Here is a 25,092-nt window from a genome sequence, read left to right on the forward strand (position 1 = left end):
GATAAGAAGCCACTATGCAGAATGAACTGTTAGACAAACTCTGGGTTACTACAGGTATTGCCAATTTCGAGTGGGGGCAAGCGCTGATGATCGGCGTAGGCCTTTTGCTACTCTACCTTGCCATTGTCAAAAAATTCGAACCACTTCTGCTGGTTCCAATAGGCTTTGGTGCCATCCTGAGCAACATTCCGGTCGCCGCAATTTCCGGCCCTGAGGGCATGCTTGGCATGATTTACCATGTCGGCATTGAAACCGGCATCTTCCCGCTGTTGATTTTCATGGGTGTAGGTGCCCTCACCGATTTTGGTGCACTTATCGCTATGCCGAGAACACTGATGCTTGGTGCTGCGGCCCAGTTTGGCATCTTCACCACACTGCTCGGTGCACTGGCACTGAATATGGTCCCGGGCTTTGAGTTCAGCCTCGCAGATGCTGCTGCCATCGGCATTATCGGTGGCGCGGATGGCCCTACAGCCATCTTCCTAGCCTCAAGGCTTGCCCCTGACCTACTGGGTGCGATTGCTGTTGCTGCCTACTCCTACATGGCACTGGTGCCACTTATTCAGCCACCAATCATGAAACTTCTGACCACTGAAAAAGAGCGCAAGATTAAAATGACACAGTTGCGCCATGTCAGCCGCACAGAAAAGATCATTTTCCCGCTCACCGTTCTGCTGCTCTGCGTCATCTTCCTTCCGACTGCAGCACCGCTGATCGGCATGCTCACCTTCGGCAACCTGCTTCGTGAATGTGGCGTTGTGGACCGTCTCTCCAACGCCTCGCAGAACGAGATCATTAACATCACCACCATTTTCCTTGGTCTTGCCGTAGGCTCAAAACTCTCGGCCGAGAAGTTCCTCAATGTCGAAACACTGGGCATTCTGGTACTAGGCATGCTGGCCTTTGCTGTAGGCACCGCTGCAGGCCTGCTGATGGGTAAACTGATGTGTCGCTTAAGTGGCGGTAAAATCAATCCACTAATCGGTGCTGCAGGTGTATCCGCTGTACCAATGGCAGCACGTGTAGTAAATAAGGTGGGGCTGGAAGCAGATCATCACAACTTCCTGCTTATGCATGCCATGGGCCCGAATGTGGCAGGAGTAATTGGTTCGGCTGTTGCAGCAGGTATCCTGCTCGCCATCGTCGGCGGCTAACACCTTCGCGTTAACATGCAGGTATCCGCAAACAAAGTTGTATCGATTCACTATACGCTAACGCGCCCGGGTGGTGACATTATCGAATCCTCCCGCAATGGAGACGCCCTCACCTACATCCACGGTACCGATGCACTGGTTCCTGGACTAGAGAAAGAGATTGAGGGTAAATCTGCTGGGGACCGGATCAGTGTCAGCGTAAAACCTGAAGAGGGTTACGGCCTCCGCAGTGATGAACTGATCCAGTCCGTACCACGGTCCATTTTCCATTTTGACGGCGAGATTGAACCCGGCATGCGTTTTCAGGCCGATACTGGCAGGGGCATTGAACTGGTGACTGTTGTTCAGGTGACTGAGGAGAATGTTGTCGTTGATGCCAACCACCCGATGGCCGGTGAAACACTTAACTTTGATGTCGATGTAATAGCCGTTCGCGAGGCATCTGAGGAAGAACTTCCGCACGTTTAAGTCAAAATCCGGTTGCGAAAAACAGCCTGTTCTGGTATAAATAATCCTGCTTGGAGAGCACATCTCACAAAAAGGAGAACGCTTATGCTAGGTAGACACCAACGCACCTCACCTAAGGAGACCACACTGATCACTTTAGCGTGGAGACAGCTCCACCAGTGGCACACTCAGGAAAAAAGACGCTTAAAGAGAGCCATGAATAAGCGTATGAGGCGTGATGATAAGCTAGAGGTCAGGCAGGATCTCCTCCTAACATCCACATCCAGTTTACTTAACCGCTAAAAAAGAAAGCCCTCCACTCGGAGGGCTTTCGCTTGATACTTAAACTAATTGACGTGAAACCTTTATCTCTTGCGTTCGAAACAGTGAACCCAGACCTTAGCATCGCCCTTCCACTCCATGCCTTTGTGCATGTTGAGGATCACTGATTTATAAGCTTCCATTGATGCATAACCTTCGGCCTGAGCATCCACATCACTCATATCACCGATATTTTGGCGTTTCAGTGCAGTCACGATAAACACTACTCCATCGAGCTCAAACTCTTCGTCCGGATAGGCATAAATGCCATCACGGCGCTGTTCGGTTTTATTACCCTCAAGGGCAGCAGAAACCAGCTTTGGGTGCCTAACAAGCCGGCTGATGTCACATGTTTTTTCAGGAAAGTTATTCATATTACCGCCATGCTGTGAGATTGAATGTCGATTCATCAGCCGCTGTATCCGGAATATCTTCAAACAATTATTTATGCCATTTCCGTAGAGTCGAATACTCCGCTTAACGGTTCCTAGTTTTAATCAGACTGATCGGAAATAGCAGCCGTCTCCACCAGGTGGTTAGGCAACTCTTTCTTGGTTTTTCCAGCCAACTTGCCAAGGTCATGGATCTGATTGATAACATTACCGCGACCGGATGAGATACGATTGTGTGCAGTGCCATAGGCGGACTGTGCCTGATCAAGGCGCTGTCCCACCTCTTCAAACGCTGATACAAAATCAACCATCTTGTCATGCAGCTTGCTGGCACGGTCAACCAACTTGACCACATTCTCGCTTTGCCGCTCATACCGCCAGAGCTGCTCAATTAGCTTCAGCGTAGCGTAAAGTGTTGAAGGCGTAACAACAGCCACGCGCTGCTCGAAAGCGCTTTCAAAGACACTCTGATCAGCTTCTATAGCCATAAGGTATGCACCCTCAATCGGCAGGAACATCAAAACATAGTCCGGCGTATTTACATTAGGGAGGTGATCATAACGTTTGGATGAGAGAGCTTTGATATGCTCCTTCAGGCTGCGAAGATGCGCCTTAACGGCTATGTCACGAGTCACATCATCATCTGCGGCAATCGCCCGCTCATAATCAACCAGTGCAACCTTGGAGTCGACAATCACCTGCTTGTTGCCTGGCATATAGATCACCACATCAGGTCTGAAGCGCTTGCCATCTTCATCAGTGAACGACTGCTCACGCACAAACTCCTGGCCTTCGCGAAGACCGGATGACTCCAACAACCTCTCCAGAATCATTTCACCCCAGTTACCCTGTGCTTTGTTCTCACCCTTGAGCGCCTGCGTCAGGTTAATCGCATCTTCTGACATTTGACGATTGAGGTTTTCCAGCTGTGCAAGGTGCTCGCGCAGGCCCGCACGGTCCTTTGAATCGCTGAGGTGCACTTCATCAACTCGTTTGCGGAAATCGCCCAGTTGCTCGCGCATAGGCTTCAATACTTCATCGAGACTGCTGCGATTCTGTTCGGAAAAGGCCTTTCCCTTCTCCTCAAAAATCTGATTCGCCAGCAGTTTGAACTCACTCGCCAGTTTATGCTTTGCATCTTCCAGCAGTGCCAACTTCTCTGCTGTTGCCTGCCGCTCTTTATCCAGTGTGGTTTCGAGCTCTGAAATGAGTGAAAGGTGTTTAAGTTTCTCCGCATTGGCCTGAGCAACTTCGCGCTCCCTCTCCAAAAGATGGGCCTGACAATCCATCATCTGGATTTTCATCTGCTCGATACGTTCTGTCAGTGTTGCGACTTCGATTTGTCTTTCTGTAAAGTAACCTTCAAGATCATGAAAAGAGGCCTTGAGTTCCCCATTTTCAATTTCCAGCGTTTCTATCGCCTGGTTCTGGTTGTGGAAGCTGATCAGCCAGCCGAGAAGCAGGAGAACAGCCAGCGCCATCAAGCCGACAGCAACTGGCTGAGTCAGTACAGATATATCCACCAACTACCCTTGAATTAGAGCAGCAACAGAGTCCAGCGCCACCTTCAGCTTATCAGGTTCCGTACCACCGGCCATGGCCATATCAGGCTTACCGCCACCTTTGCCACCACAGATGATCGCCACTTCACGTACGATATTGCCAGCATTGTACTTACCGACAAGATCGGAAGTGACACCGGCAACAAGCTGTACTTTCGGGCCGCTCTTCATGCCGAACACCAGAACACCCGATTTCATCTTACCTTTGGCTTTATCCATGAAGTCGCGCATATCCTTCACGCCGGATACTTCAGCAGTCAGCAGCTTCACACCGTTCACATCGATCGCATTTTTGATCAGATCATCCAGCAGGCCGGTTGACTGCTTGGCACGCAGACTGGTCAGCTCTTTTTCTGTTTCTTTCAATTTTGATTGAAGGTTTGATACTGCATCTGCTGCCTCAAATGGGCGCACTTTCAATGAACCGGCTGTCTCATTCAGTGTATCTATATCAGCGATGAAACTCTGGTAAGCAGCCGGACCTGTGACCGCTTCAATACGACGAACACCTGCTGCAATTCCTGTCTCCGCTGTGATACGGAACGGACCGATATCGCCGGTACGGCTCACATGGGTACCACCACAAAGCTCTGTGGAGAACCCTGCAGAGACCACACGCACCTCATCTCCATACTTCTCACCAAACAGTGCCATGGCACCGGATGCAACCGCTTCATCCTGTGTCATCAGCTTGGTATCAACCGGATCATTGGCCCAGACTGCCGCATTCACTGCAGCCTCAATCTTCTGCAGCTCCTCCTTTGTAACCGGCTGAAAGTGATTGAAATCAAAACGAAGTCTCTCAGGATTAACAAGAGAGCCTGCCTGTTTTACATGGTCGCCAAGCACATCACGCAATACCGAGTGCATCAGATGGGTAGCGGTATGATTGCGACGGATCGCATCACGACGTTCGCCACCTACCGACAGGTTGGCGATACCCTGAACATTTAAGGTTCCCCGCTTTACCTTGCCTACATGCACAAACAGATCGGAGAGAAGTTTCTTGGTATCGCTAACCACGAACTCAGCATCACCGGAGGTGATCAGACCCGTATCGCCAACCTGACCACCGGACTCGCCATAGAATGGAGTCTGGTTACAGATCAGCCACGCCTCATCTCCTTCACTCAGAGACTCAACAGCTTCGCCATCCTTGATCAGGCCGGTGATAACACCTTCAGCATTGATTGTTGTATAACCCAGGAATTCGGTCGGGCCATGTTTTTCGCGCAACTCGAACAGCGCTTTGGGAAGACTTGCCTCTCCGCTTCCACCCCAGGCAGCACGCGCACGTGTGCGCTGCTCTTGCATGCAAATCTCGAAGCCGTCCATGTCCAGCCCGATGTTCGTACCTTTGAGAATATCAGCAGTCAGATCGGTCGGGAAACCGAAGGTATCATAAAGCGTGAACAGGGTTTTACCCGGAATAACACCACCCTCGCCTGCTTCAGCTGCAGCCTGCTCCACCAGTTTCAGTCCCTTATCCAGCGTTTTAATGAAACGCTCTTCCTCAATACGGATCACCTGCTCGATATTGGCCTGCGCCTCACGCAACTCGACAAAATGACTGCCCATCTCGGTCACCAGTGCATCGACAAGCTTGTAGATAAATGCCTCTTCGTTACCCAGCAGGCGGCCATGACGACAAGCACGGCGCAGAATTCGCCTCAGAACGAAGCCACGACCCTCATTGCTTGGCAGTACGCCATCTGCCAGCAAAAACGCCACAGAACGCAGATGATCGGCCAGAACACGCAAGGAAACATCCTGCTCTGCATTATCACCGAACTGGATGCCGGTTTCCCTGCAGGCAGCTGCAATGAGGTTTTTAAACAGATCAATATCGTAGTTGTTGTGTACGCCCTGCATCACCGCAGTAATGCGCTCCAAGCCCATGCCGGTATCAACAGACGGTTTAGGCAGCGGTGTCAGTTCACCCTCTTCATTGCGGTTGTACTGCATGAACACAAGATTCCAGATCTCGACAAAGCGATCCCCGTCCTCTTCAGGGGTTCCCGGAGGGCCACCCCAGACATCTGCGCCATGATCAAAAAAGATCTCTGAGCATGGGCCGCACGGGCCAGTATCGCCCATCGACCAGAAGTTGTCCTTGGCGCCAATACGGGCGATTTTGTCAACAGGGATGCCGATCTCTTTGGTCCAGATATCGTAGGCCTCATCATCCTCTTCAAAAACGGTAACAAACAGGAGATTGGGATCGAGTTTCATCTCTATAGTGAGAAATTCCCATGCGTAACGGATCGCATCATGCTTGAAATAATCCCCGAAGGAGAAGTTACCCAGCATTTCGAAAAAGGTGTGGTGGCGGGCGGTGTGCCCAACATTTTCCAAGTCGTTGTGTTTGCCGCCGGCGCGCACGCACTTCTGACTCGATGTTGCAGTCACATAGGGACGGGATTCATTACCAAGGAAGACATGTTTGAACGGCACCATGCCCGCATTGGTAAACATCAGGGTTGGATCACCATGCGGAACCAGTGAACTGGAAGCCACGACTTCGTGTCCTTTACCTGCAAAGTAATCTAAAAATTTCTGTCGAATCTCGGACGTTTTCACCGGGAATCCTCCACCTTTTTCAATAACAGCCCGTGTAAAAGCCTAAGGCTCCCCATCATCGCTGTTTTAGTACGCGCAGAATCGTAGCACTGTTATGCCCCTTATTCCGCAAAAAACGGGCCTGACGCTGCCAGACCCGCTCCTCATCAAATCTCAAACCACAGGGATCACGTTGATCTAGCAGTTCACGACAGACCTGCTCATCATCGTAATCCTCGCTTACCTCAGCAAGAACTGCATGCAAGACTGAGGATTCAGCGCCCTTCTGCATGGCCTTTTGTGCTGCCAGCCATGGGGCTTCACCTCTCTTCATGCGTGAGCGCAGGAAAGCTTCAGCATAACGTTGCTCACTCAGGTAGTTATCACGTTTAAGCTGCTTGAGCACCACTTCAATGGTCTCTTCACCATACTCCCGGCCCGCCAGACGCTCTGACATCTCTCGCGTGTTAAATTCACGCCCGGACAGCAGACGGACAGCATAGGTGTAAGCTGCCAGCTCTTCTTTATTCAGCGCTTGCAGCCTCTTTAATCAAACCCAGCTCAGTGCGCACCTTGGTTTCAATCTCGGCCAGCATCTCCGGATTAGCTTTCAGGAAGTTGATCGTGTTGTCCCTGCCCTGGCCGATCTTCTCATTATCCTTGGCATACCAAGCACCGCTTTTATTCACAAAGCCGAACTGCACGCCCATATCGAGAACTTCACCCGCATGGGATACACCCTCACCATACATAATAGAAAACTCTGCCTTTTTGAATGGTGGTGCCATTTTGTTTTTCACTACCTTCACGCGGGTCTCATTACCAAGGATCTCTTCACCCTTTTTAATCGAGCCGGTACGGCGAACGTCCAGTCGCACAGAAGCATAAAATTTCAGCGCATTACCACCGGTGGTGGTTTCCGGATTGCCGAACATCACACCGATCTTCATGCGAATCTGGTTGATAAATATGATCGTTGTTTTGGAGCGTGAAATCGAGCCGGTAAGTTTACGCAATGCCTGGCTCATAAGGCGCGCATGCAGCCCCATGTGCGAATCGCCCATGTCACCTTCGAGCTCTGATTTTGGTGTCAGTGCGGCAACCGAATCCACCACGATCACATCCAGCGCTCCGGAGCGGGTCAGCATATCCACCACTTCAAGCGCCTGTTCGCCGGAATCCGGCTGTGAAACCAGCAGGTTATCAACATCCACACCCAGCTTTTCAGCATAACTTGGATCAAGCGCATGCTCGGCATCGACAAAGGCAGCTGACCCACCCATACGCTGGGCTTCCGCAATTGCGTGCAGTGCCATCGTGGTCTTACCGGATGATTCGGGGCCATAAATTTCAATCACGCGGCCACGCGGATATCCTCCGACACCGAGTGCGACATCCAGTGCCAGTGAACCACTGGGGATCACCTCTACAGGTACCTTGGCATTATCACCAAGACGCATCACAGTACCTTTACCAAACTGGCGCTCGATCTGGCTTAACGCGGATTCCAGTGCTTTCGATTTATCAGACATATTTTCCCCTCGTTCGATAGCTCGAACCGTTCAATTCAAATGTTTCCAGTCGCCGGTACTGCGGACCTTCCGGCCTTAAAATGGACTGGTACAGGTTTATCCTGTCCACACGCCACTCAAGCTCGGGCACATCAGCCATCATCTGCAACCGTTCCATGTTCATCATTCCCGCATGGGCTCTGATTCTGGCTACGGTAATATGTGCTTGAAAAGCCGCCTCTCTGGCAGTGCGTTTGCGAACCGTATCATGCCCTGCCCTTCTGCAACAACGGGCAAGATGCTTCAGCTTGCTGTCACCCGATGCTTCACGAACACCGGCCCAGAATACTCGTGGTTTTGATGGTTTGGGAAACAGACCATAACCGCCTGTTTTCAGGGTCATGGCAACAGCACTACGTGCGCATTCTGCCAGCTCTTCAGAGAGATCATCTACCTCACCACCTGAGACATCACCATAAAACGCCAGCGTCATATGCCACAAGTGCGGTGCAACCGGCCTCCAGTGATCAGGATCGAGGTGACCTCTGACCTCCTCCCACCAGAGGCTTATCTGATCTTTTACAGGTGGAGGAATCTCAATACCGACAAACAGACGCATGCCGGGATCATATTGCATTTGGAAATATAATTCTCCACGAAATAAGCAGGAACATTCACTCCAACAGCGATCATAACAATGGGGCAATCAACTGAAGAGCGATTAGAATTCGCTACTGAGAACAGCCCTATCTACCAACCTCTCGGTCAAGCTGACCATTGCGCAAACGAATCCGGTAATCCTTAAGCGCATCGCCCACCTTGCCCTGCAGTAGATAGAGGGCAAGGAAGTTCGGGAATGCCATGGCAAGCAGCAGAAGATCGCTGAAATCGAGGATATTGCCGGCGCTCACCAACGAGGCCAGCACAATAAACATCAGGAACATCAACCGGTAAAGCATCGAAAAGCGTTCGCCGAAGACATAGGTCCAGCAACGCTCACCGTAATATGACCATGATATCATCGTGGAGTAGGCAAACAGCACCACCGAAATGGAGAGAATCACCGGAAACCATGAGATGACCGAACCAAAGGCCACGGCAGTAAGTGCAGCGCCCTTACTGGCCTCAACCAGTGCAGCATGCTCCGGCGCGTTGTAGACACCTGTCAGAATGATCACCAACGCTGTCATCGTGCAGATCACCACGGTATCGATAAATGGCTCATAGAGTGCAACAAAACCCTGCCGGACAGGGTACTTCACCGATGCAGCAGAGTGTGCGATGGCCGCCGAACCGATGCCCGCCTCACTGGAGAATGCTGCACGTTTAAAGCCCTGCACAATGACTCCGATCATGCCACCGGCAACAGCGGTCGGTGCAAACGCCTCAGTCACGATCAGGCTGATAGCAGCCGGCACGTCAGTGATATGTGTAAGAATAATCCACAGGCATGCTGTGAGATAGATAAAGACCATCGTTGGCACCAGCGCCTCGGCTGCATGGGCGATACGTTTGATGCCCCCAATAATCACAATCCCCACAGCCGTGGCCATAAAGACACCGAACACCCATGGATACTCCTTGAAAAAGGTAAGTTCGTTCTGAACCGCACCCAGCGCCTGCGACACCTGAAATGCATTGCCACCGCCCAGGGATGCGGCAACACAGAGGATTGCAAACAACACCGCCAGCTTCTTACCAATACCGGGCATCCCCTTCTCAGCAAACCCCTTGGAGAGGTACTGCATCGCCCCACCCATAACGTGCCCATCGGGCCGGAACTCACGGTACATCTGAGCCAGCGTCACTTCAGTAAACTTGGCGGTCATGCCGAAGAAACCTGCTACAATCATCCAGAAGGTTGCACCGGGGCCACCGATACTGACTGCAATCGCGACGCCCGCGATGTTGCCAAGTCCCACCGTAGCCGAAAGCGCAGTAGTCAGTGCCTGGAAGGGAGAAACCTCACCCTGATCATCGGATGAACGATATTTCCCTCGCAGAATCTGCAGCGCATGGCCCATCATGCGCAGGTTAACAAACCCGAATCGGATCGTGAGATAGACAGCACCGATAATCAGCCATGCGACGATAAACGGAATTGCCCCCTCACCCGGCATCACATCATAAAAGAGTACAGATGCCAGATACCCGTTCAGGGTGCCGAAAAAGGCATCCACACCTGCTGCTTCACCCTCTGCATAGGCGAGTTGTGCCGGCAACAGCATCGAAACCAACAGAAAAACCTTTATCAATGACCGCTTCATAACGACCCTCCCAGGTAGCTGAAACTCTGCCGAAAGAAGCAGATAATAAAAGCTTTGGCTAACGCGATGATTAGAGCCACCCCATGGCTCTAATCATCTTGTTCATAGAACCAGCGGACTTCAGAGAGGTCATCTTTAATCGGAGCCGGAGGCAGATTCCTGGCCACCTCGCGGCCATACCCTTTCACATACAACCTAGAGTCGAGCAACGCCATTACACCGCGATCGTGAACCGAGCGTATTAATCGCCCTGCCCCCTGCCTCAGCGTGGCAATGGCTTCGGGCAACTGAATATCACTGAAACCGCTACCGCCCAGCTCCTCACAACGTTTGATACGCGCCTTAAGAAGCGGGTCATTAAATGGTGCAAACGGCATTTTATCAATGATCACCAGGCTCAATGCTTCACCCGGCACATCCACCCCCTCCCAGAAACTACGCGTACCACAAAGCACCGAATGGGTATCACTACGAAAGGTGTCGAGAATTGCATCCCGGCTACCGGACTCCCCCTGAATCAACACATTCCACGGCAGCCGCCGCGCAAGCTCAGGCCCAACCTGAGTAAGCGCCTGCCATGAGGTAAAGAGTACAAATGCGCGACCCTGCGAGGCTCGGATCAGTGTCTCCATCTCATCAGTGATTGCACTTAACCCCTGATCAGAGCGCGGGTCGGGCAAACTGCGTGGCAGGTAGATCATCGCCTGCCTGCTGTAATCAAATGGTGAGGCATGGTAACTCTCAGATGCCTCCTCAAAACCTAGCCTGTTCTTCGTATAAGCAAATGAACCGGAGACCCGCAACGTCGCCGAAAGCAGGATAAATGCAGCAGGCCGCTCCCATAGATGCTGTTTAAGCACCGGCCCGGTCTCCACAGGCGCGACTACATAACGCCGGTTATCCGCATCACCCTCACTCCAGCCAACGAAACCCTCGGCTGGCTTCCTGACCATACCTATTTCAGCGATGATCTGCTCGGCCCGGTCAGCCAGACGCGCCAAATCTTCACTGCGTTCGCGCCGGGAATCGGCAAGTTTAAACATCTCACGCCAATACTGCTCAACCAGCTCCAGATCGGCCTTTTGCCATGCATCGAGCAGGTCCCGTCCGAGCAGAACAATATCCTTTTTCAGAGCCGCCTCATCGCCTAGTTCATCCAGCAGCGCCTGCATATCATTGAGCCACTGGATCAAGGTAAGGCGGGTCAACTGTATTCCGAAATGCTGGCATGCTAGCTCTGGCAGTGAATGCGCCTCATCGATAACATAGACATCAAAACTGGGCAAAATCTCCCCGTACTCACCCGATTTCAGCGCCGCATCGGCAAGCAGCAGGCTGTGGTTGGTCACCACGATATCGGCCACCTGCGCCTTAAGGCGCGCCTTCATCAAAGGGCACTCTTCAAAATCACCGCACCGGGAGCCAAGACACTGATCGGCCGTAGCCGTCACCATAGGGCCAATGCCTTTGGCAAATACGTCAAAGTCCAGACCTGAAAGGTCACCATCCTTACTGGTTTCCGACCACTCAAGCACTTTAAGCAACGACTTTCTCTGCCAGATCTCCAGCTGTGCAGAACTGACAGAACGGCGCAGGTGCTGCGGGCAGAGGTAGTTGCTACGCCCTTTAAGAAGCGCGACCCTGCGTCTGGCACCCAGTGCCTTCTGCACAGCAGGAAGATCGCGGTGCACCAGCTGATCCTGCAGGGAACGCGTGTGGGTTGAGATTAGAATTTTATCCGCGGAACGTAGTGCGGGAAGCAGGTAAGCCAGCGTCTTTCCTGTACCTGTTTCAGCTTCAGCCAGCAGCATCCCTTTCTGATCAAAGGTCTCGGCAATTTCTCCAGCCAGCTTGATCTGCTCTTCGCGACGGGCATAACCCGGCAAACCTTCAACCAGCGCCGACTCATCATCGAAATCACGCCGGACCAAACCGGCCAAATCACTCATCTACAGAAATATTCAATGGATGTAGGCAGGCAAAACCTTGCGGATTGAGTATTGCATCGAATGCTGCGCAATCCTCCTGCGCATAATGGCAGCGGTTTCTAAAAGGACAGCCTTTTTCCGCAACCCTTTCATCAGTAGCGACCACGCTTTCAACACCATCCCGCTCGTCAGGATGCGCAATGGGCCGGGCCTTGAGCAAGGCCTCGGTATAGGGGTGATGGCAGGAGCCGAAGACATCCACCACACTCCCCTGCTCAACTACATGGCCGGCAAACATCACAGCTGCCTCGTCGGCAATATGGCGCACAACCGACAGGTCATGAGAAATAAAGAGGTAGGCAAGCCCTTTAGCCTGCTGCAGATCCTTCAGGAGGTTCAATATCTGGGCCTGTACCGACACATCAAGCGCAGAAACCGGCTCATCGAGAACCAGCACCTTCGGCTCGACAATCAAGGCTCTGGCAATACCGATACGCTGTCGCTGACCACCTGAAAACTGATGTGGATAGCGATCCATACCGCTCTCATCCAGTCCGCACTGACTCAACACCTCGGCCACACGATCACGCCGCTGACTACGATTAAGCTCCGGCTGATGTACACGCAGCCCCTCAGCCACACTCTCCCACACCTTCATGCGTGGATTGAGACTGGCAAAGGGATCCTGGAATACCATCTGGATATGACGGCGACGACTTCTGAGCGCCCTGCCACGCAGATGTGTCACCTCTTCATCACCCCAATAAATCTGCCCGGCATCAGCAGCAAGTAGCTGCATTGCCATACGTGCCACAGTCGATTTTCCGCTTCCTGATTCACCCACGATTGCCAGTGTCTGACCGGCCTTCAGGTCAAATGAGACGTCGACCACAGCCTTTTTATCCGCACCGATGGCCCGGAACATGCCTCCGGCCGCAAAGGTTTTATTGAGCCCTGAGACCCTGAGTACGCTGCTCATTTGGACCCCACGTGAACACAGCGTGCGATATGCGAATGATCACGCCAGACATCAGCAGCAACGGTAGCGCTACAGAGCTCATCAGCACCACTGCAACGCGGTGCGAAATGGCAACCGCAAGGCCACTGCCCAGGCGGCGGTACCTGGCCTGCAATTACGGCAAGTGCGCCTCCGGTTTCAGAAACCTCCGGCCTGCACCCCATCAATGCACGCGTATAGGGGTGGGCAGGATGATCGAAGATCTCTTTGACCGGCCCTGATTCAACAATCTGACCGGCATACATGACGGCGACATCGTCACACATCTCCGCCACCAGACCGAAATCGTGGGTCACCAGCAGCAAACCCAGTCCTCTTTTTTTCTGCAGGTTGAGCAGCAGTGCGATAATTCGCTTCTGTACCGACACATCGAGTGCAGTCGTCGGTTCATCGGCAATGATATAATCAGGATCAGCAGCCATCGCCATGGCGATCAGCACACGCTGGCGCATGCCTCCGGAGAGTGAGTCGGGATATTGCTTGAGTATCTGCTCAGCATCCTGCATGCCGACATCAAGCAGCAGATCAATCGCCCGCTGCCGTGCCTGCTGTTTATCCATATCTAGGTGAAGGCGGATTACTTCAATGATCTGGCTGCCAATCGAAAAAACCGGGTTCAGGGCTGTCATCGGCTCCTGGAATATCATGGCAATTCGGCCACCGCGTGTGCGTCTCAGCCGTTCATCACTCATGGTAAACAGGCTTTCGCCATCAATCAGGATATCGCCACTGCTCTTTGCCACGCCCTGAAACTCGCCAAGGCGCAATATCGCCTGTGCCGTCAGCGATTTACCGCAGCCGGACTCGCCGACCAGCCCCAGTACACGCCCCGCCTCCAGCGCCAGTGACACCCCGGATACAGCATCGACCCGGTTCCCCTGAATCGAAACCGATAGCGATAAATTGAGGACTTCAAGCATGGCGGCAGTGTGACGGATGCACAGCTCGCTTTCCAGTCGGAACCATTATTGCGAAAACTTCTGCTATCTTAGGCGTGCGGAGCCAGCATCGAGGCCGGGTCAAGAAGGCTGTCCAATTCAGCCTCGGGCAGTACGCCCTCCTCCATACAGATCTGGCGAACCGTTTTACCTTCGCTGACCGCCTGTTTGGCGATCTTGGAGGCGCGATCATAACCGATTACTGGTGCAAGTGAGGTCACCATGCTCATGCTCCACTCAATCTGATCGGCACAGCGCTCACGGTTGGCGGCAAGCCCTGCGATACATTTATCGGCAAACATGCGGCTCGCACTTGCCAGCAACCGCTCCGACTCCAGCAGATTGTGCGCCATCATCGGCAGCATCACATTTAGATCGAGCAAACCTGATGCACCACCGAATGCAATCGCAGCATCGTTGCCGATCACCTGTGCGCAAACCTGAGCCAGTGATTCGGCAATCACCGGATTCACCTTGCCCGGCATAATCGATGAGCCCGGCTGAACGGCAGGCACGGTAATTTCACCGATACCGCAACGCGGTCCCGCATTGAGCAGGCGCACATCGTTGGCAATTTTCACCAGTGATACAGCTACCGTTTTAAGCTGGCCGGAGAGTTCAACGGCTGCATCCTGTGCTGCCTGTGCCTCGAAGTGGTTGGCTGCCTCACAAAATTCAATGCCGTAACTTTTCGAAAGCTCTACAGCAATCAACCGGCCGAAATCGGGATGGGTGTTCAGTCCTGTACCAACCGCTGTGCCTCCCTGGGCCAGCTCTATTATTCTTGGCAGCGTGGACTCCAACCGTTTGATGCCCAGTTCAATCTGTCGCGCCCAGCCGGAGATCTCCTGCCCCAGCGTAATGGGTGTTGCATCCATCAGGTGGGTACGGCCGATCTTCACTGCATCCATAGTCTCCCCAGCCTTGGCCTCAATCTCCTTCAGCAGGTGGCGCAAAGCAGGCAGAAGCTCATGCACAAGAAGATCTGCTGCAGCCAGGTGAATGGCAGTAGGGATCACATCGTTGGAGGATTGCCCCATATTCACATGATCGTTGGGATGAACAGTGATACTGCTGTCGACCAGAGCACAGCGATGCGCAATCACCTCGTTGGCATTCATATTGGTTGAGGTGCCGGAACCGGTCTGGAAGATATCGACCACGAATTCGTCGTCCCATCGACCATCAGCCACCTCGGTTGCCACCTGTGCAATCAATTCAGCCTGGTCTGCCCCAAGCTTTCCAAGTGAGCTGTTTACCGTAGCCGCAGCCTGTTTAATGCGACCGAGCGCACGGATAAATTCTCGCGAAAAGCGGAGATCCGAAACCGGGAAATTCTCTACGGCACGCGCCGTCGATGCGCCGTACATCGCATACTCGGGCACCTGCATCTCGCCCATTGAATCCGTTTCAATTCTCATTCACTACTCCCGTCTTACGCACAACAGCGTCAAATCGTCATCCAGTTCATTGCGTCCATAATTATTCAACTCTTCCAGCAACAGCGTCGGATATTGATCAAGCGGATCAGCAATGTGGTTTGCAAGCCACTTTCTCAGCCTTGCCTCACCAAACAACTCCTTACCGACACGGCTGGATGACTCAGTCACACCATCGGTATAGATCAACAGGGTATCACCCTGCTTAAAGTCGGTTCGCCCGACCTCGTAAGTGATTCCTTTCACCAGCCCGAGCGGCGGCGCTGATGCCTCCAGTGGCCTGATCCCCTCACTGTTTGCAAGCAGTGGCGGCACATGACCAGCATTTACCCACATCATCGAATGGCTCTCCGGCTGCAACTTACCCATAAACAGTGTCACAAAACGGCCGGCTGCCAGCGAGTCGCAGAGTGCCCCGTTCAGGTAGTCCGCTGCCACCTCAATCGGCCAATCCACCATCGCCAATCCCCGCAACATGGCCTGCAAATTTGCCATCGTCAATGCAGCCGGGTAGCCCTTGCCTGAAACATCAGCTACCACCAGCCAGACACGTCCATCTTCGAGTGCGATATAATCGAAGTAGTCGCCGCCCACTGAATAACAGGTCTGCTGGAACCCCTCCAGTTTATAGAACGGAATCACCGGCGCATGCTTGGGCAGCAGCCCCTGCTGAATTTCAGCAGCAATGGCCAGCGAATCCTTGAGATCCTCACGCTCCTGCAGGCCGTGCATGGCGGTATTCAATCCCCTCGCCAGCTCTCCGAATTCATCATCGATCAGAACCGGCACACGCCCCGTAAAATGGCCTTCAGCCAGGTGATGCAGCCCTTTTTTCAGCGAGCGCGTCACCTGCTTCAGGGTGTGGCTAAGAAACCAGACCAGAATCATGCCCCCGCAAATACTCATCGACACCAGCACCATGGCCTGTGAGAGAATAAAGTACTCCTCTGCCACCTCCCCCGCCTGCGCCAGATAAACAAACAGGCCGAGAATCAATATCGGTAAAAAACCGGTGGATAGAAAGATCAGCCACGGGCGGTACTGTGAGGAGATAAGGTAGCGCTCAACACGTTTACTGCTGCTGAGCTCAGAAACAAACAATCCCTGCAGTGCGAACTTTGAGCGCAGGCGTGTGCTGTAGACAATCGAACTGGATACCGCCAGTGCCGGGGCCAGAACACCAGCCCCGAAGCAGAAATTCAGGGTCAGGGCGAGAAACATGCGCCAGGTGAAGAGATGCTCACCCATCAAAGCCACCGAACTGATGACGATGATCAGGTAGATGGCAAATATCCATCCTGCAATGGTATAACCTTTCAGCGTCCGCCAGGGAAAATCAGCCATCACCGATTCGATAAGGCGACGATGTTTCTCAGGGTGATCCGGCGTCATCAACAGCGCCTTCAGTGGCCGGAATGACCACCAGGCAGCCCCGCAGAACAGCACAATAAAAACAACGGCATCCATGATCGAAACCGCAGATGTGATACCGAGGTTCGTTGCATTGCCATTGGCCCGCATGACCACCTGGCCAAGCAGAAAAATGACAGGCAGCGGCCAGAGGTAGACGAGGTAATGGCGGAAGTTTTTGTCAGCTATTCCCATCCCGTGACCCTATCCCGTTTTATTCGCAAGTTCACGTTTCGTTTTGCTCCTGCATCCGGGAGAAGGGCCAACTAATCGCGCCCTGAGAGTTCATTCTCAATCCATCCGGACCCCCTGAAAATGGATGGACGGTGGTGAGTTTTTTTTGTATGGTTTAGTGAAATCGAAACCAGAAACAACCGGGCCAATACCGCCCTGTTGATCAACCGCACAAGGTGCAGAGGATAGGGTTGTTTTTTGTTTCCCTCATCAAGCCGGGAGGGTGTCTTGAATAAGCTCAGCAGCTCACAAATCAGAAATATTGCATTGCTCGATCATGAAGGCGCAGGTGAAACCACGCTGCTGGAGTCGATGCTGCACATTGCGGGCGCAACAAACCGCATGGGACATATCGATGCCCACAACACCATCAGCGATTTTGATCCTGATGAGAAGGAGCATGAGAAGTCTCTCTACTGCTCCACTCTGTCGTTCAATTACCGGAACCTTCATTTCAACTGCCTTGATGTGCCGGGTTCACCGGATGCTATCGCTGAGGCGATGACCGCCCTGCATGCGGCAGAGTGTGCACTGATCTGCATCGATGCCACCGATGGCATCAAGGTCAATACACGCAAGGTATGGCGACTGGCCAGCCAGCGCGGCATCCCCCGCATCATCGCCATGACCAAACTCGACTCGGAGAATACGGACTTTTCTTTAGCGCTTGAAGCGATCAAGGCTGAATTTGGCAATCGCTGTATTCCGCTCTACATCCCCAATGCCTCATCCTCCACATTTAGCGAGGTCTATTCGGCACTGCACAACAAAGATGCCAATGATGAAACAGCTGCTGCCTATGAGCAGATTGTAGAAGCCATTGTCGAAACCGACGATGACCTGATGGAGCGCTACCTTGAGGGCGCAGAGATCAGTGAAAAGGAGCTTGTAGCAGCCCTGAAAGAGGCACTGATCCACGGCAATCTCTTTCCTGTCATACCTACTGCCGGAGAGCATGAAGTGGGCACTAGGGAGCTTCTGGAGCTATTGAGTGAATTGGCACCGGCACCGGGTGAAATTGAGCGTATCGTCTATCAGAATGAGGAACCGGTTTCGATAGCAGATGTCAAAGGCTTCTCTGCCTACGTCTACCACACCGAGTCAGACGAGTTTGTCGGACGCATTTCCTATCTGCGCGTACTATCCGGTTCGATCGCAGCTCATGGCAGCTTCATTAACCGCCGTTCCGGAAAAGAGGAGAAAGCCGGTCACATCTTCCGCGTAATCGGCAAGCAGCAGCAGGATATCAGCAAGGCTATTGCCGGAGATCTTGTGGCGATCCCGAGGGTTGCTGATATGCATGCCTGTGACGTCATCACTGATGCATCGACGGATATCGCCCTGGATGAACTGAGGTTCCCAACCCCGATGGTGTCACTGGCCGTCCGTCCGAAAACCAACAAAGATGACCAGAAACTGGGAACGGTTCTGCATGAGTTCGAGAATGATGATCGCACATTCCATGTTCACAGCGACCCGCAGACCCACGACATGATCATCAGCGGCATGTCCGACCTGCATCTGCGCCTGATCCTCAATAAACTGAAACGCCGCTATAAGGTGAATGTAACAACCTCTACACCACGTGTAGCCTACATGGAGACCATCACCACCAACATCAACCATGTCGAATACACGCACAAGAAACAGTCCGGCGGTGCAGGCCAGTTCGGCCGGGTGGTGATCAACATGGAGCCGCTGGGACGGGGTGAAGGTTACGAGTTTGTCGATAAAATCCATGGCGGCGTCATTGATGGCGTATTCCGCGCCTCTGTCGACAAGGGCGTTCAATCAGCAATGCAGGAGGGTGTGATGGCCGGATATCCGGTCACCGATGTTCGCGTCACCCTTATTGATGGCAAGACCCACACGGTCGATTCCAAGGATATCGCTTTCCAGATCGCCGGGCAGAAGGCTTTCAAAAAAGCTTTTGAGCAGTGCAGGCCGGTACTACTGGAACCGATTGTGAGCATGGAGATCACCGTGCCACAGAACCATATCGGCGATATCATGGGGGATCTCAATGCACGACGGGCCCAGATCCTCTCAACCGATATAAAAAGCAGCAAAGCGATCATTGAAGCCCGGGCCCCCATGGCTGAAATTCAGTCCTATCAGGCGCAACTCAAGGCGATGACAGGCGGTGAAGGCAGCTACACGATCGAATTCGATCACTACGATGTCGTTCCGCCGACGATCCAGAAACGGATTCTGGAAGAGTCAGCCAGCAACTGATCGAGAAATAATATCCCGGCTGATAGCAATATCGGCCGGGAGTTCCCTGCACGCTAAATCAAACCTTTTGTTCCTTATTGAAGAAACAGATATAAACAACAATTGTGATAGTGAATGAAAGGATCACACCGATAAAAAGGTCGTTCACACCAAACTTCAGGAAGTGCATAACAACACCTGTTGTTATTGATAATATCCATGCACTTAACATATGAACCCCTCTCCCCGATTCCCTCCCTGGAACAGACGTTATATTTATTGTTAATAGTTTAGTTTATAGACCAATTTCGGATCAAGTCAAAGCAGCCCCCCTGAAGGAACACTTACTAGCGTTACTCTTTTACAACGCGGGAAGATTGAGCACCATTAATTCGAACCTAGGATTTAATGAAACAGTGCTCTGGTCTCTTTACCAAACAGATAAATCAGAATAAGAAGTGCAAAGAAAATGCCAACCAGTTGCAACATGAGATTTGCTACTGAACCATCTAAACTCATGGCTAACAAACTCAGTAGAATCGATACTATATAAATAGCTATTGTCAGGTAGCAACCCCACTTATGTAACTTCCATAGGCCGTATGCTCCGACCAAGGTCAAAATACCAATGGCCAGCACGACCCAGTTTACCATCACCACGTCCAATGAAAACAGATCAAACAATATTGATGGCACGCCAAACACCAGGCAGAGCACCCCGCCAAACGCGGTATACATCGCAATAACTACAAGCCATCGCGGTTTATCATCTGTAGTAACATTATTCATATCCTTCTCCTGCCTAGCTTAGTATAGACAAGAAAATGAATTTTGAGACATCGCACAATTTTGATAGGAAAAGAATATAGCTTGTTCAGGTTCTTTTGACGCAGGCCTAACGCAAAAGAGCCGCATGACACTTAGTCCTGCGGCTCTTTTTAGTTGGTGGCGCTTCAGGGACTCGAACGCTAAGTGACTGTTTTTCAAGAGAAAACCCAGACCTACTCAGACCACTCCAGACCAATGACCCCAACGGTTTAGCCCTCCCCCCTACTTTCGACCAACCAGTCCAGACCAACCCAGACCAGCCCTTAGAATGTCACAAATCGGTCACAACTTGCCCCCTCTGTGGAGCTGAGTTGCAGGAGGGTAGCGCACCCCCCGCCCCATGGACGGAGGGAGCGCATTCCGACTGTAACGAAGACGACGAGGCACACCGTGTCTGTTGATACATTCGTTGCCTCGCATCTGAAGGTGAAGCACAACTCTGCCGGAGAGGTCAGCATCACCCTGCCGACCAATCCCAATCTTCACCGCCCTCCTCCACCTGATAATTCTGGTTCAAGAATCACTACCTGTTTATCTAGGCGTGGAGCAAAAAGTATCCGTGGTGCTGTTTATCTTGCAGGTAGAGATCACGGAGGCATGGGAACTTTTATTACGGTCACGTTCGATTTAGAGGCTAGAGAACGCTTGGCATCTGGAGAAACAACCATAGGAGCCGAAATAAGCCGCTTTCTTGATGCTTGGCGCAGTAGGTATCGGAAGAAAGGTAAAAAGCAGCCTCTGTTCATCTGGGTGGCTGAGAACCCCAACGATTCAAATCCTCATGTCCATATTTTGACCAATGATAAGGTTGAGTATCGGCATTTCAGGATGTGGGCACGTGGGCTGGAGAAGCTCTGGGGCAACGGCATGGTGCATCTGGAGAAGATCAAATATGCGAAAGCGGCTGGTCGTTATTTAATGAAGGCCGTCGGTTACCTTGCAAAGGGAACCGATGGCAACCAAGGCTCCGTGGTAGGTCAACGCTATGGCGTTAGCCGTGATCTCAAACCTAAAGAACATATCGACTATGTTCATGTCGGAATCGAAGGCGTCATTGCCTATCGCAAAATGATTACTGAATCATCCGGGAAAAAGTTTAATGACATCTACGTACATGAACATGGGGTTTGGACTCCCCCAGGTCATGGAGTTAACCAAACCCTGATCATGATTCTAAACTTATTACACATTCCTGAAACTCAGAAAATTAGGACAATGTTTCAATCAAACTCTCCTCAAAGCTTTATATAGAAAAGGATCTATTTTCATATCACAGTCATTTGCTATGCGGGCTTTTAGCTGTTCAAAAGATGAATGATAAGCAAATTCTCTGGTCAGCAGCAAATGAATGAAAGGTAAGATATAATCTTTTCCTGAAAGTACGCACACTAAGTCCAAGTCATACTTTCTTAAGTGCTTAACAACAATTTTTTTCTCTTTTTGATACTGCTCATCGCCAAGAATTAACTTCAATTGAGTAATTATCACTCTCATTCTTCCTAATATTAGGGGTTTTAAAACATTGGGGCTCCCACCGTCCAAAAAACGATGTATATTATAAGAAACTGTTTTCACTCCAATTTTCTTTTTATGATTCCTGTGGCAAATTGCATACAACACAAAAAGTGGAAGAAATGATTTCTCCAGACTTTTTATCTGAGCGTCAAAATTTAGCCTTGAGCAAACATCGACTTTAGTGCTGTTATAGTCACTCTCATGAGCTATGGTTTCCAATGTTTTTCTACATAACAATAAGTTTTCTGAGCAATAAACTCTCAAAGAGTAAAAATATTTTAGTTTTAAAGGCCTTGTCCCACATATTAAATTCAAATCCCCATCAACTATATAAATCTTTTTTCTGGTCGAGTTACTCTGGTCTGCTTTACAGGCATCAATAACTTCTTTCCTTCCGCCAAGCTGAAATATGCGAACTACTTTTGCTTTACCTTCCAAGATTCTCGAAAACAATTTTTCATACACCGCTCGGTTTGCTTTATCTTCAACAAATATATCTATTTCATTAAATGGTCTATACAAAAAAGAATATGCTTTTTTTGCAATGCTGGAGTATTCTAATATACCCATGTCAACCCTTACTCAGATCAATACAAGCTTCTTCTCTGTCTAAAATAATGGATGGGGAGTGTGTAGCAAAAATCAGCTGCAAGTCAGGGTTTGCTTCTTGAATTGCTCCAACAAACATTTCTTGCCACATAATATGCAATGACAATTCTGGCTCATCTACAATTAATGAGACCGTCTCATCGCGGCTTCGATTGAAGTAAAGGTTGGACAACATAACAAAAAGGTGCGCCTCCCCAGATGATAATCCAGTTAAAGATCTCACATTGCCGTTCACCTCGAGTTGAATTTGACCTGCCTCTGAAAAACAAATTTTCTTTCCACCATGTTCTAGGAATGCGTTGATTCCATATAGATATTTATCAACCTTAGAATATGCTTCGTTTTTCTTTTTATTAAATTTTTCAACTAGTTTAATTAATGTGTTGATATTGGCTTCTTGAGGAAGAAATGATGTCCAGCTAAAGAACTCCATCATTTGATCGGGTTTCAATTTTTCAAAAATGTCATCAAATGCTTTAATGTCATACTTGTTAAACTGTTCATACATAACTTCAATGTAGCGAAAAAATGGAGAAACATGACTATCAATATCCTTTTCTTCCACTCCAATGTTTATAAGGGTCTGCTTAACTAGCACATGCTTCTTTTTCATTTGAGCTACATATCTTGCATCAGGGATTTTTGGCTTAATTTTTTCATCTTGTGCTTTGTCATCCTTGATGTGGAATGAACACAGAACCATGTCTCTCATCAACCTATTAGCCAGAGTCTTTTGTTCTGAAGAAATCGTTCGATAATAGTCCTCGACCATTTCCCTAGTTTCAATCATCCCTTCTTTCAAGCTTCCAGCAAAGACCTCTCGAAAATGTCTATTTCTAATCCTTGGTCGGATATTTTTATCGGACAAATCACCACTTACTTTTCTTTCAAGGCCAATAAACATTGGCGATGGTAAAGATTTAATGCTCTTAATTACTGGATGTGAAAAGGCGATTGTCTCTGCCTCTTTGTAAAATTCTACTCGCCTTTCTTCATACCTATATGAAGATTCATAAGGATCTCTTTTAATTAATGATAATTTATAAGAATCTTTCACATTACTATGCAAGATGGTCAATTCATCTTCTGAGGATTTCGCTGTGATAGAATGTGTCTTTCCATCAATATTATATTCAACTTTCATCTCAGAGAAATCTACATCAACCAAATACAGTAAAGATGGTTGAAGCAATGCAACCATCCCCCTTACAACTGAAGTTTTTCCGCTTCCATTGATCCCAGTCAGAAATGACAATTCTTCATTAAACTTCACTGAAATATCTAAGTAACCATGAATTTTTTTGCCTGTAAATTTAGTAATCTTCATTAATCATCCCCATAAACAGCTAACGTGAATTTCCATAGGCTTGTCTAATATACCAAAAAGTCGAACCATTATTATTTTTCAACTCCATCCCTTCTTCCAGCTTCATACATTTGCCTCATCTCAATTTCTTTAACCTTTTCATCGCTTCGCATAATTTCAAAAACAGACCAAATCAAGCCAAACACCATCAGATAAAATAAGATATCAATCTTAGCTGCCATACTCAGGTTGAACATCTTGCCATCGTATAACCAGATTAGAGATGTGAATGTTGCTGCTGATATAATTCCCCAAATCATTTCTTTTTCTCCTAAAACAATATATTGATGGCCTTGCTCGGCTTAACAGGCCTAAACTCATTATCTGTTAACAAATGCCTCATCCAATTGCTTATACATATTCAGTGACTTTTCAGATTCTAATTTAATATTTTCATAAAGACTGTTCGCAATCACACGAATTGCATGCCTCTCTTTTTCGTCTAAGTCCGGATATTTTTCAGCTGTAATATGATTAATTATTTTGTTCTTTCTTTGCTCGAATAGGTAAGATTCATTTCTTCTCTCACATACAACCTGAAGGTGTTCTTCCCAAGATGTGTATGTTTTACCTTCCTTTCTTTCTCGCTTGTTACAAGGCTTACAGCATGGAGCAATATTCCCAGGGTGGTGAAGTCCATATTCGGTTCTGTTGAACATCAATAAATGTTCAATTTGCAGCACTGCGTGCGCTTCTCCGCAGTAACAACACGTTCCGCTGAAAACATCATCTCTAATCCGGGCCCAAGTCGCTTTCCCTTTGCCTGAACCGGTATTGAATGAATGGCCTAGATAATACTCTCCAACTTTAGTTAAGAAACTTCGGACAGCTGTATTAGCAGCATCAGATGAAGTGTTATATGTTGTCATTGCTTGTTATATTGACCGTAGCCACTGCTGTTCACAGTACCCAAACTTTTTGAAGGCTTCGCTGATTTTGGTTTTGCTTTTGAGTAATTAATCGCAGTAACAACCCCTCGTGCAACCATTACAACAGGAACTTCTGAGTAATTGTAATATACGAGCCGCTCTGACCTTTCCTGGGCCGTCATCGAGACAAGCGTTTTACTTGGAACACCCCAAGACTTAATGACATCTTTTTTGCTCATGCCGATTTTTATCTTTTTCAATCGGATCAATTGGTTTGCTTGAGTAGCGGTAAGCTCACCATGACCTTTTTTTGAAGCATTCTCTCTTGAGTAATCTCGCATCCTCTTGCGGCTAAGTTCCTTTCCGCTTTCACATGGAGAATCCTGCCAGCTAATAGAACCACTGGGACTTTCGCATTTATATGTTATGCCCGCATAAGAAACTGGAATAGCCATGAATACAGCAACGGCCACAATCAATAATTGTTTCAAGATAAATCCCTCTCTCAATG

At 49.9% G+C, this 25,092-nt stretch carries 22 protein-coding genes; 4 read left to right on the forward strand and 18 right to left on the reverse strand.

Annotated elements, in window-relative coordinates:
• Window positions 1–14: 14 nt before the first annotated feature.
• On the forward strand, window positions 15–1,154 hold the full coding sequence (locus Ga0123461_RS07540) for a sodium ion-translocating decarboxylase subunit beta (RefSeq protein ID WP_100277770.1): 1,140 nt from the start codon (window positions 15–17) through the stop codon (window positions 1,152–1,154).
• Between the two features lie 15 nt (window positions 1,155–1,169).
• Window positions 1,170–1,622 (forward strand): FKBP-type peptidyl-prolyl cis-trans isomerase, encoded by a 453-nt coding sequence (locus Ga0123461_RS07545; RefSeq protein WP_100277771.1) that lies wholly within the window; start codon window positions 1,170–1,172, stop codon window positions 1,620–1,622.
• A 344-nt stretch (window positions 1,623–1,966) separates the two neighbouring features.
• Here Ga0123461_RS07545 and Ga0123461_RS07555 read toward each other — a convergent pair whose 3' ends face one another.
• The 12 genes from Ga0123461_RS07555 to Ga0123461_RS07610 all read right to left on the reverse strand — a co-directional run bounded on the left by Ga0123461_RS07555 (window position 1,967) and on the right by Ga0123461_RS07610 (window position 17,141).
• Window positions 1,967–2,296 carry an ASCH domain-containing protein gene (locus tag Ga0123461_RS07555; protein ID WP_100277773.1) on the reverse strand — a complete coding sequence of 110 codons (330 nt, stop codon included), beginning with the start codon at window positions 2,294–2,296 and terminating at the stop codon, window positions 1,967–1,969.
• A 119-nt stretch (window positions 2,297–2,415) separates the two neighbouring features.
• Window positions 2,416–3,837, reverse strand: a complete 1,422-nt coding sequence (locus Ga0123461_RS07560; protein WP_232710090.1) for a DNA recombination protein RmuC — start codon at window positions 3,835–3,837, stop codon at window positions 2,416–2,418.
• 3 nt (window positions 3,838–3,840) lie between these two features.
• Complete coding sequence (gene alaS / locus Ga0123461_RS07565) at window positions 3,841–6,456, reverse strand: alanine--tRNA ligase (RefSeq protein WP_100277774.1); 2,616 nt, start codon at window positions 6,454–6,456, stop codon at window positions 3,841–3,843.
• A 55-nt stretch (window positions 6,457–6,511) separates the two neighbouring features.
• Window positions 6,512–6,976 (reverse strand): regulatory protein RecX, encoded by a 465-nt coding sequence (locus Ga0123461_RS07570; RefSeq protein WP_418289153.1) that lies wholly within the window; start codon window positions 6,974–6,976, stop codon window positions 6,512–6,514.
• A complete protein-coding gene (recA, locus tag Ga0123461_RS07575; protein ID WP_100277776.1) occupies window positions 6,960–7,967 on the reverse strand; it encodes a recombinase RecA in 1,008 nt (335 codons plus the stop codon). Before recA ends, Ga0123461_RS07570 begins: the two co-directional genes overlap by 17 nt.
• Window positions 7,960–8,583 carry an RNA 2',3'-cyclic phosphodiesterase gene (gene thpR, locus Ga0123461_RS07580; RefSeq protein WP_232710091.1) on the reverse strand — a complete coding sequence of 208 codons (624 nt, stop codon included), beginning with the start codon at window positions 8,581–8,583 and terminating at the stop codon, window positions 7,960–7,962. The genes recA and thpR overlap by 8 nt, the downstream gene beginning before the upstream one ends.
• A 109-nt stretch (window positions 8,584–8,692) precedes the next feature.
• Window positions 8,693–10,174 carry an alanine/glycine:cation symporter family protein gene (locus Ga0123461_RS07585; RefSeq protein ID WP_418289154.1) on the reverse strand — a complete coding sequence of 494 codons (1,482 nt, stop codon included), beginning with the start codon at window positions 10,172–10,174 and terminating at the stop codon, window positions 8,693–8,695.
• Window positions 10,175–10,302: 128 nt separating this feature from the next.
• Window positions 10,303–12,162 (reverse strand): ATP-dependent DNA helicase, encoded by a 1,860-nt coding sequence (locus tag Ga0123461_RS07590; RefSeq protein ID WP_100277778.1) that lies wholly within the window; start codon window positions 12,160–12,162, stop codon window positions 10,303–10,305.
• Window positions 12,155–13,120 carry an oligopeptide/dipeptide ABC transporter ATP-binding protein gene (locus Ga0123461_RS07595; protein ID WP_100277779.1) on the reverse strand — a complete coding sequence of 322 codons (966 nt, stop codon included), beginning with the start codon at window positions 13,118–13,120 and terminating at the stop codon, window positions 12,155–12,157. The genes Ga0123461_RS07590 and Ga0123461_RS07595 overlap by 8 nt, the downstream gene beginning before the upstream one ends.
• Window positions 13,117–14,079 (reverse strand): ABC transporter ATP-binding protein, encoded by a 963-nt coding sequence (locus Ga0123461_RS07600; RefSeq protein ID WP_100277780.1) that lies wholly within the window; start codon window positions 14,077–14,079, stop codon window positions 13,117–13,119. The genes Ga0123461_RS07595 and Ga0123461_RS07600 overlap by 4 nt, the downstream gene beginning before the upstream one ends.
• A 68-nt stretch (window positions 14,080–14,147) precedes the next feature.
• Window positions 14,148–15,518, reverse strand: a complete 1,371-nt coding sequence (locus Ga0123461_RS07605; RefSeq protein WP_100277781.1) for a class II fumarate hydratase — start codon at window positions 15,516–15,518, stop codon at window positions 14,148–14,150.
• A 3-nt stretch (window positions 15,519–15,521) separates the two neighbouring features.
• Window positions 15,522–17,141 carry a PP2C family protein-serine/threonine phosphatase gene (locus Ga0123461_RS07610; RefSeq protein ID WP_100277782.1) on the reverse strand — a complete coding sequence of 540 codons (1,620 nt, stop codon included), beginning with the start codon at window positions 17,139–17,141 and terminating at the stop codon, window positions 15,522–15,524.
• Between the two features lie 267 nt (window positions 17,142–17,408).
• On the opposite strand from Ga0123461_RS07610, the gene fusA reads away from it, so the two are divergent.
• Window positions 17,409–19,415 carry an elongation factor G gene (gene fusA, locus Ga0123461_RS07615; RefSeq protein ID WP_157819279.1) on the forward strand — a complete coding sequence of 669 codons (2,007 nt, stop codon included), beginning with the start codon at window positions 17,409–17,411 and terminating at the stop codon, window positions 19,413–19,415.
• A gap of 384 nt (window positions 19,416–19,799) precedes the next feature.
• Here fusA and Ga0123461_RS07620 read toward each other — a convergent pair whose 3' ends face one another.
• Entirely contained in the window at window positions 19,800–20,183 is a 384-nt protein-coding gene (locus tag Ga0123461_RS07620; protein ID WP_100277784.1) for a hypothetical protein, read from the reverse strand.
• A gap of 429 nt (window positions 20,184–20,612) precedes the next feature.
• On the opposite strand from Ga0123461_RS07620, the gene Ga0123461_RS07625 reads away from it, so the two are divergent.
• Window positions 20,613–21,473 carry a rolling circle replication-associated protein gene (locus tag Ga0123461_RS07625; protein ID WP_157819280.1) on the forward strand — a complete coding sequence of 287 codons (861 nt, stop codon included), beginning with the start codon at window positions 20,613–20,615 and terminating at the stop codon, window positions 21,471–21,473.
• Here Ga0123461_RS07625 and Ga0123461_RS07630 read toward each other — a convergent pair.
• The 5 genes from Ga0123461_RS07630 to Ga0123461_RS07650 form a co-directional block, all read right to left on the reverse strand.
• Window positions 21,447–22,307, reverse strand: a complete 861-nt coding sequence (locus Ga0123461_RS07630; RefSeq protein ID WP_100277786.1) for a DUF4435 domain-containing protein — start codon at window positions 22,305–22,307, stop codon at window positions 21,447–21,449. The two genes, Ga0123461_RS07625 and Ga0123461_RS07630, sit on opposite strands and share 27 nt — an antisense overlap.
• 1 nt (window position 22,308) lies before the next feature.
• A complete protein-coding gene (locus tag Ga0123461_RS07635; RefSeq protein ID WP_100277787.1) occupies window positions 22,309–23,673 on the reverse strand; it encodes an AAA family ATPase in 1,365 nt (454 codons plus the stop codon).
• A gap of 71 nt (window positions 23,674–23,744) precedes the next feature.
• Window positions 23,745–23,972 (reverse strand): hypothetical protein, encoded by a 228-nt coding sequence (locus tag Ga0123461_RS07640; RefSeq protein WP_100277788.1) that lies wholly within the window; start codon window positions 23,970–23,972, stop codon window positions 23,745–23,747.
• 60 nt (window positions 23,973–24,032) lie between these two features.
• Window positions 24,033–24,581, reverse strand: a complete 549-nt coding sequence (locus tag Ga0123461_RS07645) for an HNH endonuclease (protein WP_100277789.1) — start codon at window positions 24,579–24,581, stop codon at window positions 24,033–24,035.
• Entirely contained in the window at window positions 24,578–25,072 is a 495-nt protein-coding gene (locus tag Ga0123461_RS07650) for a hypothetical protein (RefSeq protein ID WP_157819281.1), read from the reverse strand. Before Ga0123461_RS07650 ends, Ga0123461_RS07645 begins: the two co-directional genes overlap by 4 nt.
• Window positions 25,073–25,092: the final 20 nt, after the last annotated feature.

The sequence above is a fragment of the Mariprofundus aestuarium genome, assembly GCF_002795805.1.
Lineage (GTDB): Bacteria > Pseudomonadota > Zetaproteobacteria > Mariprofundales > Mariprofundaceae > Mariprofundus > Mariprofundus aestuarium.